14 protein-coding genes are annotated in these 14,379 nt (G+C 45.2%); 7 read left to right on the top strand and 7 right to left on the bottom strand.

Annotation, left to right across the window (positions count from 1 at the left end):
• Window positions 1-80 precede the first annotated feature (80 nt).
• The 4 genes from JO154_RS00765 to JO154_RS00750 all read left to right on the top strand — a co-directional run bounded on the left by JO154_RS00765 (window position 81) and on the right by JO154_RS00750 (window position 3,835).
• Complete coding sequence (locus JO154_RS00765) at window positions 81-968, top strand: decaprenyl-phosphate phosphoribosyltransferase (RefSeq protein WP_291941013.1); 888 nt, start codon at window positions 81-83, stop codon at window positions 966-968.
• Window positions 968-2,299 (top strand): FAD-binding oxidoreductase, encoded by a 1,332-nt coding sequence (locus JO154_RS00760; protein ID WP_291941011.1) that lies wholly within the window; start codon window positions 968-970, stop codon window positions 2,297-2,299. Before JO154_RS00765 ends, JO154_RS00760 begins: the two co-directional genes overlap by 1 nt.
• Before the next feature lie 193 nt (window positions 2,300-2,492).
• The gene (locus JO154_RS00755; protein WP_291941009.1) at window positions 2,493-3,224 is read left to right on the top strand and encodes an SDR family oxidoreductase; all 732 of its coding nucleotides are present in this window, start codon (window positions 2,493-2,495) and stop codon (window positions 3,222-3,224) included.
• Window positions 3,221-3,835: an HAD family hydrolase gene (locus JO154_RS00750; protein WP_291941008.1), complete on the top strand. Its 615-nt coding sequence runs from the start codon at window positions 3,221-3,223 to the stop codon at window positions 3,833-3,835. Before JO154_RS00755 ends, JO154_RS00750 begins: the two co-directional genes overlap by 4 nt.
• Window positions 3,836-3,898: 63 nt before the next feature.
• Here JO154_RS00750 and JO154_RS00745 read toward each other — a convergent pair whose 3' ends face one another.
• Window positions 3,899-4,678, bottom strand: coding sequence for an acyl-CoA desaturase (locus tag JO154_RS00745; RefSeq protein WP_291941007.1), 780 nt, complete (start codon window positions 4,676-4,678; stop codon window positions 3,899-3,901).
• A 102-nt stretch (window positions 4,679-4,780) separates the two neighbouring features.
• The gene (locus tag JO154_RS00740; protein ID WP_291941006.1) at window positions 4,781-6,427 is read right to left on the bottom strand and encodes an ABC transporter substrate-binding protein; all 1,647 of its coding nucleotides are present in this window, start codon (window positions 6,425-6,427) and stop codon (window positions 4,781-4,783) included.
• Window positions 6,428-6,472: 45 nt separating this feature from the next.
• Between JO154_RS00740 and JO154_RS00735 the strand changes: the two genes are divergently transcribed.
• The gene (locus JO154_RS00735) at window positions 6,473-8,107 is read left to right on the top strand and encodes a M1 family metallopeptidase (RefSeq protein WP_291941005.1); all 1,635 of its coding nucleotides are present in this window, start codon (window positions 6,473-6,475) and stop codon (window positions 8,105-8,107) included.
• 168 nt (window positions 8,108-8,275) lie between these two features.
• Here the strand turns inward: JO154_RS00735 and JO154_RS00730 are convergent, their stop codons facing one another.
• Both JO154_RS00730 and JO154_RS00725 read right to left on the bottom strand, forming a co-directional pair.
• Window positions 8,276-8,935, bottom strand: a complete 660-nt coding sequence (locus JO154_RS00730) for an NAD(P)-binding domain-containing protein (RefSeq protein WP_291941004.1) — start codon at window positions 8,933-8,935, stop codon at window positions 8,276-8,278.
• Window positions 8,936-8,995: 60 nt separating this feature from the next.
• The gene (locus JO154_RS00725) at window positions 8,996-9,751 is read right to left on the bottom strand and encodes a menaquinone biosynthetic enzyme MqnA/MqnD family protein (RefSeq protein WP_291941003.1); all 756 of its coding nucleotides are present in this window, start codon (window positions 9,749-9,751) and stop codon (window positions 8,996-8,998) included.
• Window positions 9,752-9,787: 36 nt separating this feature from the next.
• On the opposite strand from JO154_RS00725, the gene purB reads away from it, so the two are divergent.
• Window positions 9,788-11,125 (top strand): adenylosuccinate lyase, encoded by a 1,338-nt coding sequence (gene purB / locus JO154_RS00720; protein ID WP_291941002.1) that lies wholly within the window; start codon window positions 9,788-9,790, stop codon window positions 11,123-11,125.
• 72 nt (window positions 11,126-11,197) lie between these two features.
• Here purB and JO154_RS00715 read toward each other — a convergent pair whose 3' ends face one another.
• Both JO154_RS00715 and JO154_RS00710 read right to left on the bottom strand, forming a co-directional pair.
• Window positions 11,198-11,521 (bottom strand): hypothetical protein, encoded by a 324-nt coding sequence (locus JO154_RS00715; protein WP_291941001.1) that lies wholly within the window; start codon window positions 11,519-11,521, stop codon window positions 11,198-11,200.
• 180 nt (window positions 11,522-11,701) lie between these two features.
• Window positions 11,702-12,055 (bottom strand): YraN family protein, encoded by a 354-nt coding sequence (locus tag JO154_RS00710; RefSeq protein ID WP_291941000.1) that lies wholly within the window; start codon window positions 12,053-12,055, stop codon window positions 11,702-11,704.
• A gap of 50 nt (window positions 12,056-12,105) precedes the next feature.
• On the opposite strand from JO154_RS00710, the gene manA reads away from it, so the two are divergent.
• Window positions 12,106-13,314 carry a mannose-6-phosphate isomerase, class I gene (gene manA, locus JO154_RS00705; protein ID WP_291940998.1) on the top strand — a complete coding sequence of 403 codons (1,209 nt, stop codon included), beginning with the start codon at window positions 12,106-12,108 and terminating at the stop codon, window positions 13,312-13,314.
• A 66-nt stretch (window positions 13,315-13,380) separates the two neighbouring features.
• Here manA and JO154_RS00700 read toward each other — a convergent pair whose 3' ends face one another.
• Window positions 13,381-14,331 carry an NADP-dependent oxidoreductase gene (locus JO154_RS00700; RefSeq protein ID WP_291940996.1) on the bottom strand — a complete coding sequence of 317 codons (951 nt, stop codon included), beginning with the start codon at window positions 14,329-14,331 and terminating at the stop codon, window positions 13,381-13,383.
• Window positions 14,332-14,379 lie beyond the last annotated feature (48 nt).

Raw genomic sequence — 14,379 nt, 5'->3', positions numbered from 1 at the left:
TTGTGTAATCTAATGGTAACATTAAGTGGTTCAAAAATAGGTGAATAAATTGTATCTTGTCGCGTCAACTTTGTCCCCCGATGAAATATTTGAAATTACTGCGCCCCAAGCACTGGGCTAAAAATGCCTTCTTGTTTATTCCGCTCTTCTTTGCCGGCCAACTCTTTAACCTGGAGAAAATTACTGAGCTGTTAATCGCTTTTATTGCTTTCAGTCTTACTGCTAGTAGCATTTATATCATTAATGATTACCAGGATATTGAAGCAGATCGCAAGCACCCTGTAAAATGTAAACGCCCCCTTGCTTCTGGAGAAATCTCTAAACCAGTGGCCCTCGTCATTTTTGCGCTTTGCATCTTGGTGGGTTTTGGTCTCTCCTATTATGTACGACAGAAATTCGCCTTCGTGGTGGGTATTTATTTCATCTTGAACCTGGGTTATTCCTTCGGCCTAAAAAATATCTCTATCCTGGATATTATTATCCTGGCCATTGGTTTTGTGCTGCGGGTGAAAGCTGGCGGCGTTGCCTCTGATGTGGCCATGTCGGAATGGTTGATGATCATGGTGTTTCTGCTGGCTTTATTTATGGCTATCGCGAAAAGAAGAGATGATGTACTTATCAAGATTGCATCTGGCCAGGAAATGCGCAAGGCGGCCAAAGGCTACAACCTGGATTTCATGAATGTAATGCTGGGGCTTGTGTCTGCGGTTATCATTGTGTCCTACCTGATGTATACCATGTCTCCGGAAACACAGACCCGTTTCCATACCTATCGGCTTTATTATACCTCCCTTTTTGTTATTGGGGGATTATTACGATATTTGCAAATAACCTACGTGGAGAACAATACTGGTTCTCCCACCAAGATCCTATATAAAGACCGTTTTATTCAATTAACCATTTTCCTGTGGGTCCTGAGTTTTTATGTTTTAATTTATTTACCCACTAACGTTAGATTCTTTGAATAATGCAAAAACGGTTAGCAAACTGGGGTAACTACCCCGCGATAGCCAGTGAGGAAAGTACTTTTACGCAAGAAGAACAGTTGCGGAGCTTCGTATCCGACAACCATGAACTAATTGCGCGCGGAAACGGCCGCTGCTATGGTGATGCCTCCTTGGGCAAACATAGCATCTCCATGCTGAAATACGACAAGGTACTGCTGTTCGATACCCAAAAAGGTATCCTGGAAACCCAAGCCGGTGTAACACTGGACCAACTGCTGGATATTATTGTTCCAAAAGGTTGGTTTCTCCCTATCACCCCTGGTACAAAATTCATCACCATTGGCGGTGCAGTAGCTTCTGATGTACATGGTAAAAACCACCATGTAGATGGCGCTTTTTCTAATCATATCATTGATATGGATGTGATCACAGGCACCGGAGAAACGGTTACCTGTTCGCCTACACAACATACAGAACTCTTCTGGGCTACCTGTGGCGGTATGGGACTTACTGGCGTCATTACCCGCGTGAAATTCGATCTCAAGAAAATTGAGACAGCCTATATCAAACAAACGCAGATCAAGGCTAAAAACCTGGAGGATGTCATCCGGTTATTTGAGGAGTATAAACATTATACTTACTCCATGGCCTGGATCGATTGCCTCAAAAAAGGCGACGCCTTCGGCAGAAGTATCCTGATCGTAGGAGAACATGCCCAACCAGCAGAGCTGAATGACAAACAACGTAAGGCCCCTCTTACGCTGCCGGCTAAACGAAAATTGACAATCCCTTTCAATCTGCCTTCATTTATTCTTAATACACTGACTGTCAAGATATTCAATTGGCTCTATTATAATAAAAACCTCAAACGGGAAATCAATAATGTAGTTCCCTATGAACCGTTTTTCTATCCCCTAGACGCCATTCTCCACTGGAACCGCGGTTACGGCAAGGCAGGTTTTGTACAGTACCAATTTGTATTGCCCCTGGAACATAAAGACGGCTTGGTAGCTATCCTGAAAAGGATCAGCGATAAAGGATGGGGATCTTTCCTAGCGGTGTTAAAAGTATTCGGCAACCAAGACAGCCTGATATCTTTCCCTATGGAAGGCTATACGCTGGCATTGGATTTTCCGGTACGTAAGGGACTCTTTGAATTCCTGGACGAACTAGATGAAATTGTATTGCAGTATGGAGGCCGACTCTATCTCTCCAAAGATGCCCGCATGAAACAGGAAGTATTCTGGAAGAGTTATCCCAACGCGGAGAAATTCGCTTCCATTGTACAACAGTATAATCCAGATAAGCGATTTACATCCCTGCAATCAGAGCGACTGTTACTAACGAAGTAGTTTTTTGCTCGCAAAGTCGCAAAGAGGCAAAGCAGCAAAGGATTGTGTTGTATAGTTTTGCTCGCAAAGAGGCAAGCGGAATAATGTATAGAGATGATATAACAACTTTGCGCCTTTGTTCCTTTGTGCCTTTGCGTGAAATGATTTTAATAGCTTTAACTAACACCTGCTAACCAAGTACTTCTTTAATCCCATGGCATCCGTACTAATATTAGGCGCTGGATCAGATATGGCCGTAGCCATCGCTCGTGAATTCGCCGCTAAAAAATATGATATCCTTCTTGCTGCCAGGAATAGCAACGCGCTCATTCCGCTGCAACAAGACCTCCAAATACGTTTCGATATAAAAGCCTCTGTACATGACTTTGATGCATTGGCCTTTGATACCCATGCCGCCTTTTATAATAATCTGCCCCAGGTCCCAGACATCACGATCTGTGTATTCGGCTACCTCGGCGAGCAGGAGAAAGCGGAGCAAAACTGGGACGAAACTGCCCGGATTATTCATACCAATTATACAGGGGCGGTGAGCATCCTGAATATTGTGGCGGAAAGCTATGCCGCCAGTGGCAAAGGACTCATTGTAGGCATTAGCTCCGTAGCCGGGGAAAGAGGTCGTATGAGCAATTATATTTATGGCAGCGCCAAAGCGGGTTTCACGGCTTACCTCAGCGGTCTCCGTAACCGACTCTTTCACAAAGGCATACACGTGATGAGTGTACAACCTGGATTCGTGAATACTCGAATGACACAGCACCTGAAACTGCCTCCAGTGATCACCGCCCAACCTGAGGATGTGGCAGTGGCTATATATAAAGGTGTAATGAAGAAAAAGAACACCCTCTACGTAAAATGGCATTGGCGATATATCATGCTGATTATTACATCCATTCCGGAAGGGATATTCAAAAAACTAAAGCTGTGACCATTGCATTTTTCGATTTCGACGGTACTATAACGACCAAGGATACACTCTGGGAAATCATCCGTTATCAGCGCGGTCAAAAATCGCTGGTGGCGGGCGTTGTCCGACTCCTTCCTGCACTCCTTGCTTTCAAGATGAAGCGTATCCCTGCTCAGCAGATGAAAGAAAGGGTGCTGACCCATTTCTTTGGTACTATGTCTGAAGTAGCATTTGCGGAAGGATGTAATCGCTTTTGTAGGGAGGCATTGCCAACACTGATTCGGGAACAGGCATTGCAGACCATACGCCAGCACCAGCAGCAAGGGCATGACGTGGTAGTGGTGACTGCATCGGCCACCCATTGGGTAGCCCCCTGGTGCGAGGCAATCGGGATTAAATGTATCGGCTCAGAGCTGGAAGTAAGAGATCAGGTGATAACGGGTAAGCTACAGGGAATCAACTGTAATGGGGATGAGAAGGTAAAAAGGATTCGGGCGGTATATAACCTAGAAGACTATACGAACGTCTATGCTTATGGCGATAGCTCCGGGGATAAACCCATGCTAGCATTGGCAGGCAACTATGCACATTTCAGGCCCTTCAGGGAAAAAGTTTCCTACGCAGATATATAAAAACAAGGAGTCCCACCAATTGGCGGGACTCCTTGTTTATTGATACAGATTGATTCCGGTGTATTATGCAGCTTTTGCGTCTTTAAGCTGCGCCGGGGTAATCAGGGCCGGCTTCAGTTTAATTATACCGATGAAATTCATCAGTTTCATCACCTGGTAGCTAGGATCCAGCTCAAACCATTTCTTAGCGAAGTTTGGACTGTCTTTAAACTTATGGTGATTATTCTGGAACAGTTCACCCATCAGGATGATACCGATAGGAGAAGAATTTTTAGACTTGTCTCCGTTATCGAAGTTACTGTAACCATATTTATGACCGCACCAGTTTACTACTGCACCCTGCACAGGTCCCATCAGGAAGTGAATAGGCAGCAGCAGGTACAGGTACCACATACCAGCAGGTACAAATGCAACATAGAAAGCGATGTATAATCCCATCCAGATAAAACGGGTGATGTTGTTGTCACCGAATTTATCCATTGCATCCCATTCTGGTAATGGCTCTTCCAGGAACTTTGGATCTACGTTATTTGTTTTGTGTAAAAATCCGTTATAAATTTTACGGGTATGCCACATCATTGACCATACATCTTTGAAGAAATGTGGAGAATGCGGATCTTGCTCAGTGTCGCTGAATTCGTGGTGCATGCGGTGCATTACACCGTAAGCTCTTGGAACCAGGTAGGATGAACCTTGGAAAAACCAGGTACAAAAATAAAAGAACCGCTCCCAGAATTTACTGGTAGTGTACATCTGGTGAGAAGCATATCGGTGCAAATAGAACGTGTGAAAAAACAAAGACGCGAACCAATGCACACAGAAGAATATCAGGATTGCTGTCATTTTCTAATTTATAAGTTGACAAATAAGCAGTAAAGGTAGCTTAATTACCTGGAACTGAGCGGAAAAGATACCTGATTATCCCCAAGGAAATGTTAAAATATCCTAGTGCAAACTTTTTCTGACCCTTCGTAACTCCAGCAGATTCAATCCATTACTTTCCATTCCTTGCACGGATGGCTGGATAAGATGAATCACTTCGTCGTAGAAAAGTGGTACTACCGGCGCCTCCTCCACGATAATACGGTCCATCGCTTGGTACTCGGCGTACCTTAGGCTGTCGTTCGTTTCCTGGAGGGATTGCAGGTATAATTTGTCATAGGCCCCATGGGCAAACCGGGTATAATTGGGCGGGGCGGGATTGCCGCTATAGAACATGGCCAAGTAGCTTTCTGCATCCGGGTAATCCGCAATCCAGCTACCTCTGAAGAACAAGGCCTGAGATTTGGCCGTTTGCTCCAGCAACAGACTTTTCTGGATGACCTCCACCTGAATATGAATACCGCTCTCCTGGAGCTGATTGGCTACATAGTTGGCCAGGTCGGCGTAAATAGGAATAGACAACAGTTTGATTACAGGAAGACCTTTTCCATCTGGGAAGCCGGCTTCTTTGAGGAGCTGGCGGGTCTTGGCCGGATTATAACGGTAACCGGGAACACGGGTACTGTCAAACGATGGCAAACCAGCGGGTACAAATCCAGCGGTAGCCGCCGTTCCTATGCCATTACGCAGATAGGTCATCATTTTCGTACGGTCGAAACCGTAGTTGATCGCTTGGCGAATCTTCTTCAGGCGCAGCGGGGAATTGCGGACAAGCTCTTGGGTACTATCGCACAAGATCCCGAGGTATTCAGTATTTAGATATGGATGCTTGTCCAATACCATTTTATCTTTCCATTCAGCTTTCAGGTCTCCTTTACGGGAAAGTACTTCATCTTTAAAGGAGGCGTCAATATCGTTCATGAAATCCAGTTGCCCTTGTCGGAACAATAGGAATTCTGTGGCTTTACTCTCCAGGAAGCTTACCTGTACGGCATCTAGGTATGGTAATGCATGGCCAGCGCTATCTTTTTCAAAGTAATGCGGGTTCTTATGGAGCACCAGTGCCTGACCTTCGTCCCAGAGGAAAAACTGGAAAGGTCCGGTACCGCAAGGATGATTGCGGAAGTCTTTCCCATATTTGGTGATGGCCTCATGCGGTACTACGGAGCAGTACTGCATACTCAGGATTCCCAGGATGGGATGGAATGGTTGGAGTAGTCGGAGTTGAAAGGTAGAATCATTCACCGCTATGAAAGCGGAATCCTTAGGCACACGGCCGTTGAATATCCAAGCACCGCTGGAAGCGGTGGCGGGGTCCATAATACGACGCAGACTATACACCACATCTTCGGCTACCATCCGGCGGCCTTTCCCTCCCGGGAAAATGTCATTGTCATGGAAATAAACATCCGTACGGAGGTGGAACGTAAACGTCTGATGGTCTGGAGATTCCTCCCAGCTTTTGGCCAGCGAGGGTTTCATCTGCAACTGGTCATCTATCTCTACTAATGTATTATACAACTGATGAACGGCCCATAATACGGCCTGGTTGCGGGCAAATGCGGGATCAAGACTGGCAATACCTTCCACTTGGTTATAGCGGAATACCTGTTTATCCGATTTTCCGGAAGGCCCACAGCCTCCGAAAATCAAAACAATAGCCATTAAATTAAATCCAAATATAACCGCCTGACAATAACAACTTTTCATTTGGCAGTAAATTAATATCTTTCCCGAAATAAATCATATCGAATTATGCGCGGCATAAAATTGTTCTGCCTGGCAATGCTGGCCACCGGTGCCAGTTTTGCTCAAACCAAATTTACCAGGGCAGATACCCTCAGAGGAAGCATTACCCCCGAAAGAGCCTGGTGGGATGTAACCAGTTATGACCTCCATGTCAACGTTAACCTGGAAGACTCCACCATCAACGGGTTTAATACCATCACCTATACCATCCTGAAAGCCGATAGTACTATGCAAATAGACCTCCAGGAACCTATGGTGATAGACAGTATTTTACAGGATAAACACTCTCTGGAATTTACCAGGGATGGTAATGCCTGGTTTGTGAAGATCAAGTCTCCCCAACTGCCTAAAAAATCCGCTAAAATCACCATCTTCTATTCTGGAAAACCACATGGGGCCCGCAATGCGCCATGGGATGGCGGCGTAGTATGGGCGAAAGACAGAGAGGGACGTCCATGGATTGCTACCGCCGTCCAAGGATTTGGCGCCAGCGCCTGGTGGCCAAATAAAGACCATCAATACGACGAGCCAGAAAATATGGATATTTCCCTGACTGTTCCCGCAGAGCTGATGGCAGTTTCCAATGGCCGACTGAAAAAGACCATTCCTAATGCGGATGGTACCACCACTTACAAATGGCATGTCTCCAATCCTATCAATAACTACGATGTAACCATGGATATTGGTCACTATACCGAAATCAAGGACAGCTATAAAGGAGAAGGTGGTAAGCTAGATTTATCCTACTGGGTATTGGATTATGATGTAGACACCGCCCGCACTCATTTCGAAGTGGTAAAACCAATGCTCAAATGCTTTGAATATTGGTTTGGAAAATATCCTTTTTATGAAGACAGCTATAAACTGGTAGAAACACCTTTCCTCGGTATGGAACACCAGAGTGCGGTGGCCTATGGCAATAAATTCAAGATGGGATACCTGGGCAGAGACCTCTCTGGTACGGGTTGGGGACTGAAATGGGATTTTATCATTGTTCACGAAAGTGGCCATGAATGGTTTGGCAATAATATCACCACCAAAGATCTGGCAGACATGTGGGTACACGAGGCATTTACCAATTATTCCGAAACCCTCTTTACCACTTGTCAGTTTGGACCGAAAGCCGGTAATGAATATGCGCATGGCATCAGGAAAAACATCAAAAATGATGTACCTATTATCCCTGCGTACAATGTGAATGCAGAAGGCAGTGGAGATATGTATTACAAAGGCGCCCAGATGATCCATATGATTCGTCAGATTATGGGTAGCGACGAGGCTTTCCGCCAACTGCTGCGCGGTATGAATAAAACCTTCTGGCATCAAACAGTTACTGGTAGGCAGGTGCAGGATTATATCAATTCCTTTACCGGTATCAATCTGAATAAGATGTATGAACAATACCTGACTAAAACCACCCTTCCAACGCTGGAATACCGGATCATTGGCCAGCAGTTGCAATTCCGTTGGGTGAGTGAAGTAAAGGATTTCAACATGCCAGTGAAAGTAAAGTTGAACGAAAGCGGCTATACCCTGATTTATCCTGGAACGATGTGGCATACCGCCAGCTTTACACTGCCGAAGGCAAAGGATTTCGAGGTGGATCCTAATTTCTATATCAATGTAAAAGAAGTGAAATAATAAAAGGCTCCTGCATGGCAGGAACAACGAAAAATAGAAAATAGAAAGGGAATTGACGTAGTGTCAATTCCCTTTTTCATACAGCTTTTTATTTTTGAAAGTCTTGCGGTTTTGCTACCGCAGACACGGAGTAATCGGACGGAATGCCCTCTCGAGGGTTTGGTGCAACTACTTCTTCAATAATTTGAAAGCATGACCTCTGCTGTTATTCAAAAAGCCGTATGCGGCCCACAGCACAGACAGTGGTTCTATATTTCTGCTCATTTCTATTCTGCCCATATCTGCAATATCATACCATCCCATTTGCTGGAGCAGTTTTCTGACCAAGTGTTTGGCTTCCGGGTTGTTGCCAGCGATAAACATGGTAGGTGTTCCTTCCTGAAAACTGGGAAGGAGCATATGCTCATGTCCGATGCAGCTAAGTGCTTTCACTACGCTTGCATCTGGTGGCAGCCAGGCCTGGATTTGCTCTCCGGCAGAATGATTGTGCCCGATGATCAGGTTAAGGCGTCCGAATTCATCCGGGCCTTTTCCATCCACAGGATTGGTGACATCTACAACGGTCTTGTTTTTGAAATTCCAAATACCGGCAGATTCTATAGCTTTTTGTGTACCGATCCAGCTAGTACAGATCAGAATAAGTTCCCCGAATTCAGCCGCATGACGAAAAGTACCAATGGCCACCTGGTCGCCCTGGTGTTTGGCCCATTGTTGCAATGATTCCCGAGCCGGATTGCGGGTGCCTATTGTGATTTGGTGCCCTGTCTGAATAAGGCCTTTACCAAGGGTAAGTCCTACGGGACCGCTACCCAGGATACCAATCTTCATAGCCCCTAAATGATTGGGTGAATTATGAAGTTACGGAAATCCTGCTAAACAAAAAAGGCGTTAGCCCACCGGTTGTGCTGCCATCAGATAGCCCAGGAATTTCTGCATTCCCTGGCGTTTGGCAGGTGTCAGCGGGTAGCTGATATTCTGTACATAGTAGGTAGTGAGGTCGTATACATCATACGGATTCTCGGCTACTACAGCAGGGATATTACTGATACCGATACCAGTGGCATTATTAAAGGCGCTGGTAAAGGCTTCCGGCAATGGTTTGTTGCTGATCCAGGCCGCAAATACGAAAGGCAGGCTGGTAAAACGCATCCAGTGTTCTGCCAGATCATAGATAAACGGAGATATATGGCGTTGTTTCAGGGCGCGATCGCCGATCACCAGGCCGGCATCTGTCCCTTTAATATTGGCTTCATAGTCCCCGTTGGTGGCTACAAACTCCACATCCAGCTTCCAGTATTCTTTTACCAACACTTTCAGGAGCGCTACCGAAGTACGGCTCTGATAATCCAGGTAAATTCTTTTAATGTCATGAAGGGGCACCTCACTGTACAAACATACCGATGCTACTGGTCCCTCTGCTCCTATGCAGTAATCAGCGATGATATGGTACTCTTTTAGTTTAGGTATAATGGCTACTGGCACCAGCGCCACGTCTACTTCTCCGTCTATCAGTTGCTGCGCTATTTTAGCCGGATAGTCCATTGATAATTCCATCATATCCATCACCGGATGATTCCTGAATCCATACAATAAAGGCTTCGTATTCAAATAACTTACAGCCGCTACTTTTACTTTCCGTTCCAATTTCTGTAATTTTGAAGCTGCAAAAGTAACTAAATTATGCAATTACAACCATTAACTGCCATTTCTCCGCTGGACGGGCGCTATCGCAAGCAACTGGACGAGCTGGCCAATTATTTCTCTGAATTTGCGTTGATCCGTTACCGTGTGATGGTAGAGGTGGAATACTTTATTGCGCTCGCAGAGCAAAAATTATTTACGCTGCCAAAAGCCAAGGTACCCGCATTGCGCAAGATCTACCAGGAATTTACTGTAGAGAATGCCCAACTGATCAAGGACACGGAAAAGATCACCAATCACGATGTGAAGGCAGTAGAATACTTCCTGAAAAATGAACTGAAGAACCTCGGTCTGGAAGACAAACTGGAATGGGTACACTTCGGTCTGACCTCTCAGGATGTGAACAACACGGCTACCCCGCTGTTCTGGAAAGACGCTATCGAGCATGTATATATGCCCGCTATGGCGAATATGGTATTGGAACTCTCCAAAATGGCTAAAGCCTGGATGAAAGTGCCTATGCTGGCGCGTACACATGGACAACCAGCGTCTCCAACCATTCTCGGTAAGGAAATCATGGTATTCGTAGAAAGACTGGAAGGTCAGATTAAACTGCTCAGCGAAATTCCTTTTGCAGCGAAATTTGGTGGCGCTACTGGTAACTTCAATGCACACCACGTAGCTTTCCCTAAAATCAACTGGGAAAAATTCGGGGAGAAATTCGTGAACAATACCCTCGGCCTGCAAAGAATGAAATATACCACGCAGATCGAACATTACGACAATATCTCCGCTCAGTTTGATACCCTGAAACGTATCAATACCATCCTCATTGATTTCTCTCGTGATATATGGCAATACATCTCCATGGATTACTTCAAACAGAAAATCAAGAAAGATGAAGTAGGCTCCTCAGCTATGCCGCACAAGGTAAATCCGATCGATTTCGAAAATGCAGAAGGTAACCTGGGTCTGGCTAACGCTATCTTCGAACACCTCAGCGCCAAACTGCCGATTTCCCGTCTGCAGCGCGACCTGACCGATTCTACTGTACTGCGTAACCTGGGCGTTCCTTTCGGACATACCATCTTGGCTACTAAATCTATCCAAAAAGGCTTGTCTAAACTGATCCTCAACGAAGCCAAACTGCATAACGACCTGGAACAAAACTGGGCGGTAGTAGCAGAAGCTATCCAGACAGTACTGCGCCGTGAAAACTATCCGCAGCCATACGAGGCGCTGAAAGCCCTCACCCGTGGCGGCGATGCAATCACTAAGCAAAGTATGCACAAGTTCATTGATGGGCTCAAAATCAGTGCTGCATTGAAAAAAGAACTCAAAGCGATCACTCCACAGAACTATACCGGTATCTGGTAATAAATAAAAAGTCCGCAGTTATTAGCTGCGGACTTTTTTTTACAATGACTCTCGAAAGCAACCGGCAGAATTCTAGTCCTGCCTTATTTCGAATGCTTTCTCCCCTGCCTTCCCGGTCAGGGAAAAATTAAAAATATATTTACCGGATGGTAGACCGGTCAGTTGCACCCTTTGTGCGGATGCAAGACTGCTGGGCTCAAACGGGATGATACGTACAGGTATATGCTGATCATTCAGTACAGTCAGTATCACAGGCCCTCTTACATTATTTCCAGCAACACTTATCTCAAATCTATTCGCATATGGCCCTTCCTGACGGATGGTATATGCTTTCTCTCCCACCGAAAATATACCGGCCAATTGAGAGGCCATCAATATTAAGCTCCATTGATCCATTATCTTTTGTTAATGAATGAATAATTAAATTAAACTTCATCATGGAGTTTTTCTGAGGAAGATGGATCGTTAACAACGAGGGTTAATCATTATTACGCCCCAAAGATAAAACAGCTATTTGAATTAAATAAATTTCATAGATGTGTTTTTTGTTAAGTGTTAGTTAACGCTGAAAGTCGCTCAGAATACGTCTTTCAGGTGCACCAACTCCGGACTGTGCCCCCGGCGCAGCACGATGGAAATAATATCAAATCGGATTGCCTGCGGATGGAGATCATACGTTTCTAAGTAATGCGCAGCCGCTGCTCGGATATGCGCTTCCTTGACAACTGTAACCGCGTCTTCCGGAAATCCAAAATGCGTACTACTTCTTGTTTTTACTTCTATGAAATAAATAGTACCTCCACGCTCCGCAATAATATCCAGTTCATATCTTCCATATTTCCAGTTCACATGCCGGATGCTGCAATAACCAGCAGTATACTGCGCCGCCAGTTGTTCCCCTTGTTTTCCGATATTGCGGTTACTGTTCATAATAATTCTATTATTTTTGCGACTCAACTTTACAAACCGAGTTACTCAATATGAAACTATTCAGACTGGACGGAAAAGTTCAACACTATGCATGGGGAGGATATGAATATATCCCAGCGTTACTGGGAATTGCAGCTACTGACAAACCCAGTGCTGAATACTGGATGGGGGCACACCAAAGCGCTCCCAGCACCATTACCACCGATAAAGGCCCTGTGGCACTGAATACCCTTATTCAGGAAAATCCTATTGCCACCATCGGCCAGCAGATACAGGACCAATTCGGTCAACTGCCCTATCTGTTTAAAATCCTGGATGTAAAAGACATGCTGTCTATCCAAGTGCATCCTACTAAAACTGAAGCGGAAAAAGGGTTTGCGAGAGAGAACGCTGCAGGCATGCCTGCCAATGCTCCCGACAGAAATTATAAGGATGCCAACCATAAACCTGAAATCATGGTGGCCCTCAGCGAATTCTGGTTGCTCCACGGTTTCTTGCCTGAAGCACAACTGAAAAAAGTACTCCTGGATACACCGGAATTCACCTCACTGGTAAGTATATACGACGCAGAAGGCTACTTCGGTTTGTATAAAACAGTGATGGAAATGCCACAGGCAATGGTGAATATTCTCCTGCGCCCACTGACAGAACGCGCTATCCCACTGTATAAAAACAACCATCTCGAAAAATCAGATCCTGCTTTCTGGGCGGCAAGAGCAGTGCTCAACGATCCTGCTAGCATGGAAAAACTAGACAGAGGTATCTTCTCTATTTACTTCTTTAATATCGTGCATTGTCATCCAGGACAGGCGGTATTCCAAGATGCTGGCATTCCGCACGCATACCTGGAAGGCCAGAACGTAGAACTGATGGCTAACTCTGATAATGTGCTCCGCGGCGGTCTTACTCCTAAACATATCGACGTACCTGAACTGCTGAAGCATACCCGCTTTGAAGCCGTTCATCCAAATATTATCAGCGGCGATAAAACCAATGATGGATTAGAAACAATCTATCCTACGCCTGCACCGGATTTCGTAGTAAGCGATATCCAAGTGAAAGCTGGCCAAACCTATCAGCATGAAGCAAATGCTCCTGAAATCATGATCGTGATGAATGGTAATGCCACCATCAGCGATAACGAAACAGAGCTTACTTTACATAAAGGTCAGTGCGTGTTTGCAGCAATTGGCGCACAATACAAGATTACTACAGACAGTCACGCAGCCATTTACAAGGCTACTGTGCCAGTTAAATAAGATGCTATGCATAAAAAAATCCTCCGCCTGTAAACAAGCGGAGGATTTTTTATATCGATCATTGGGTTAGTCCATTACAATGACGGTTTTACCTTTCCCTCTGCCGCGGCGACTTTCCAAAATAGCATCGGGGACCTCTTCCAGGTGAATTTTTGTTTCTAGCGGAATACTGAGCTCCCCACTATCTATGATGGCTGCCAACTTATCCAATGCAGCAGGTGAACCTTTGGTTTCAAAGTTGCCACCATGGAAGCCTCTTGCCTGCATTTCATTTTCATCCGCTACAAACACAGTAGTAAAAGCGCCGCCGCCTGGCCGAAGCAAACTCAGGTTCTTACTAAACCCAGGAGCAGGGCTCACCAAATCTATAATGCCGTGTACGCCCTCTGGAAACTGCCGTTGTACTTGTTCTGCCACTGGGGCTTCTTCATAATTAATGATATAAGTTGCTCCCAGTTTTTTCATCCGATCTCCTCCTTCTCTATCAGAAACAGTAGCGATCACTTTAATTCCTTCCTGGGCGGCCATCTGCGTGGTATAAGAGCCGACGCCGCCAGTAGAACCTAATACAAGCAATAGATCTCCTTTGTGTAAATGCAGTCCTTCCAGCATTTGTTGCGCAGTCATGCCTGAAGTAGGCACTGCGGCCGCTTCAGCAGGTGTGACCGTTTTGGGCGAATGTGTAATATTCGCTTTTTCGGGTACTATAATGTATTCTGCATAACTACCTTCTCCTACAGGTACATGGAGAAATTGCCCGTAAACTTTATCTCCTTTTTTAAATCTTGTAACGCCGTCAGCAACTTCTTCTACCACACCAGCGCCATCCACACCTAATATCATAGGAAAAGTATGTTTCATCTTATCCTGCAAGATACCATCAATCATTTTCCAGTCGAATGGATTCATTCCGGCTGCTTCCATCTTTACTAGCATAGCTCCAGACCTTAACTCCGGCTTGGGTAGCTCCATCAGTTCAGGAACTCCTTTGATTTTTCTTATAGCAACTGCTTTCATGACGTTGATTTTTGTCTTCCTAAATTTAATTTATTTCTCCAACAAACT

The organism is Chitinophaga sp. (assembly GCF_019236475.1).
Classification (GTDB): Bacteria; Bacteroidota; Bacteroidia; order Chitinophagales; family Chitinophagaceae; genus Chitinophaga.
The sequence above is the reverse complement of the archived record's forward strand: the minus strand, read 5'-3'. Positions and strand labels throughout refer to the sequence as shown.

What these genes read in the sequence shown, in the direction of transcription:
- JO154_RS00755 (WP_291941009.1), top strand. Translation starts at nt 2,493, where the DNA reads ATGGCATCCGTACTAATATTAGGCGCTGGATCAGATATGGCCGTAGCC.
- purB (WP_291941002.1), top strand. Translation starts at nt 9,788, where the DNA reads ATGCAATTACAACCATTAACTGCCATTTCTCCGCTGGACGGGCGCTAT.
- manA (WP_291940998.1), top strand. Translation starts at nt 12,106, where the DNA reads ATGAAACTATTCAGACTGGACGGAAAAGTTCAACACTATGCATGGGGA.
- JO154_RS00710 (WP_291941000.1), bottom strand. Translation starts at nt 12,055, where the DNA reads ATGAACAGTAACCGCAATATCGGAAAACAAGGGGAACAACTGGCGGCG.
- JO154_RS00735 (WP_291941005.1), top strand. Translation starts at nt 6,473, where the DNA reads ATGCGCGGCATAAAATTGTTCTGCCTGGCAATGCTGGCCACCGGTGCC.
- JO154_RS00700 (WP_291940996.1), bottom strand. Translation starts at nt 14,331, where the DNA reads ATGAAAGCAGTTGCTATAAGAAAAATCAAAGGAGTTCCTGAACTGATG.
- JO154_RS00760 (WP_291941011.1), top strand. Translation starts at nt 968, where the DNA reads ATGCAAAAACGGTTAGCAAACTGGGGTAACTACCCCGCGATAGCCAGT.
- JO154_RS00715 (WP_291941001.1), bottom strand. Translation starts at nt 11,521, where the DNA reads ATGGATCAATGGAGCTTAATATTGATGGCCTCTCAATTGGCCGGTATA.
- JO154_RS00765 (WP_291941013.1), top strand. Translation starts at nt 81, where the DNA reads ATGAAATATTTGAAATTACTGCGCCCCAAGCACTGGGCTAAAAATGCC.
- JO154_RS00740 (WP_291941006.1), bottom strand. Translation starts at nt 6,427, where the DNA reads ATGAAAAGTTGTTATTGTCAGGCGGTTATATTTGGATTTAATTTAATG.
- JO154_RS00745 (WP_291941007.1), bottom strand. Translation starts at nt 4,678, where the DNA reads ATGACAGCAATCCTGATATTCTTCTGTGTGCATTGGTTCGCGTCTTTG.
- JO154_RS00730 (WP_291941004.1), bottom strand. Translation starts at nt 8,935, where the DNA reads ATGAAGATTGGTATCCTGGGTAGCGGTCCCGTAGGACTTACCCTTGGT.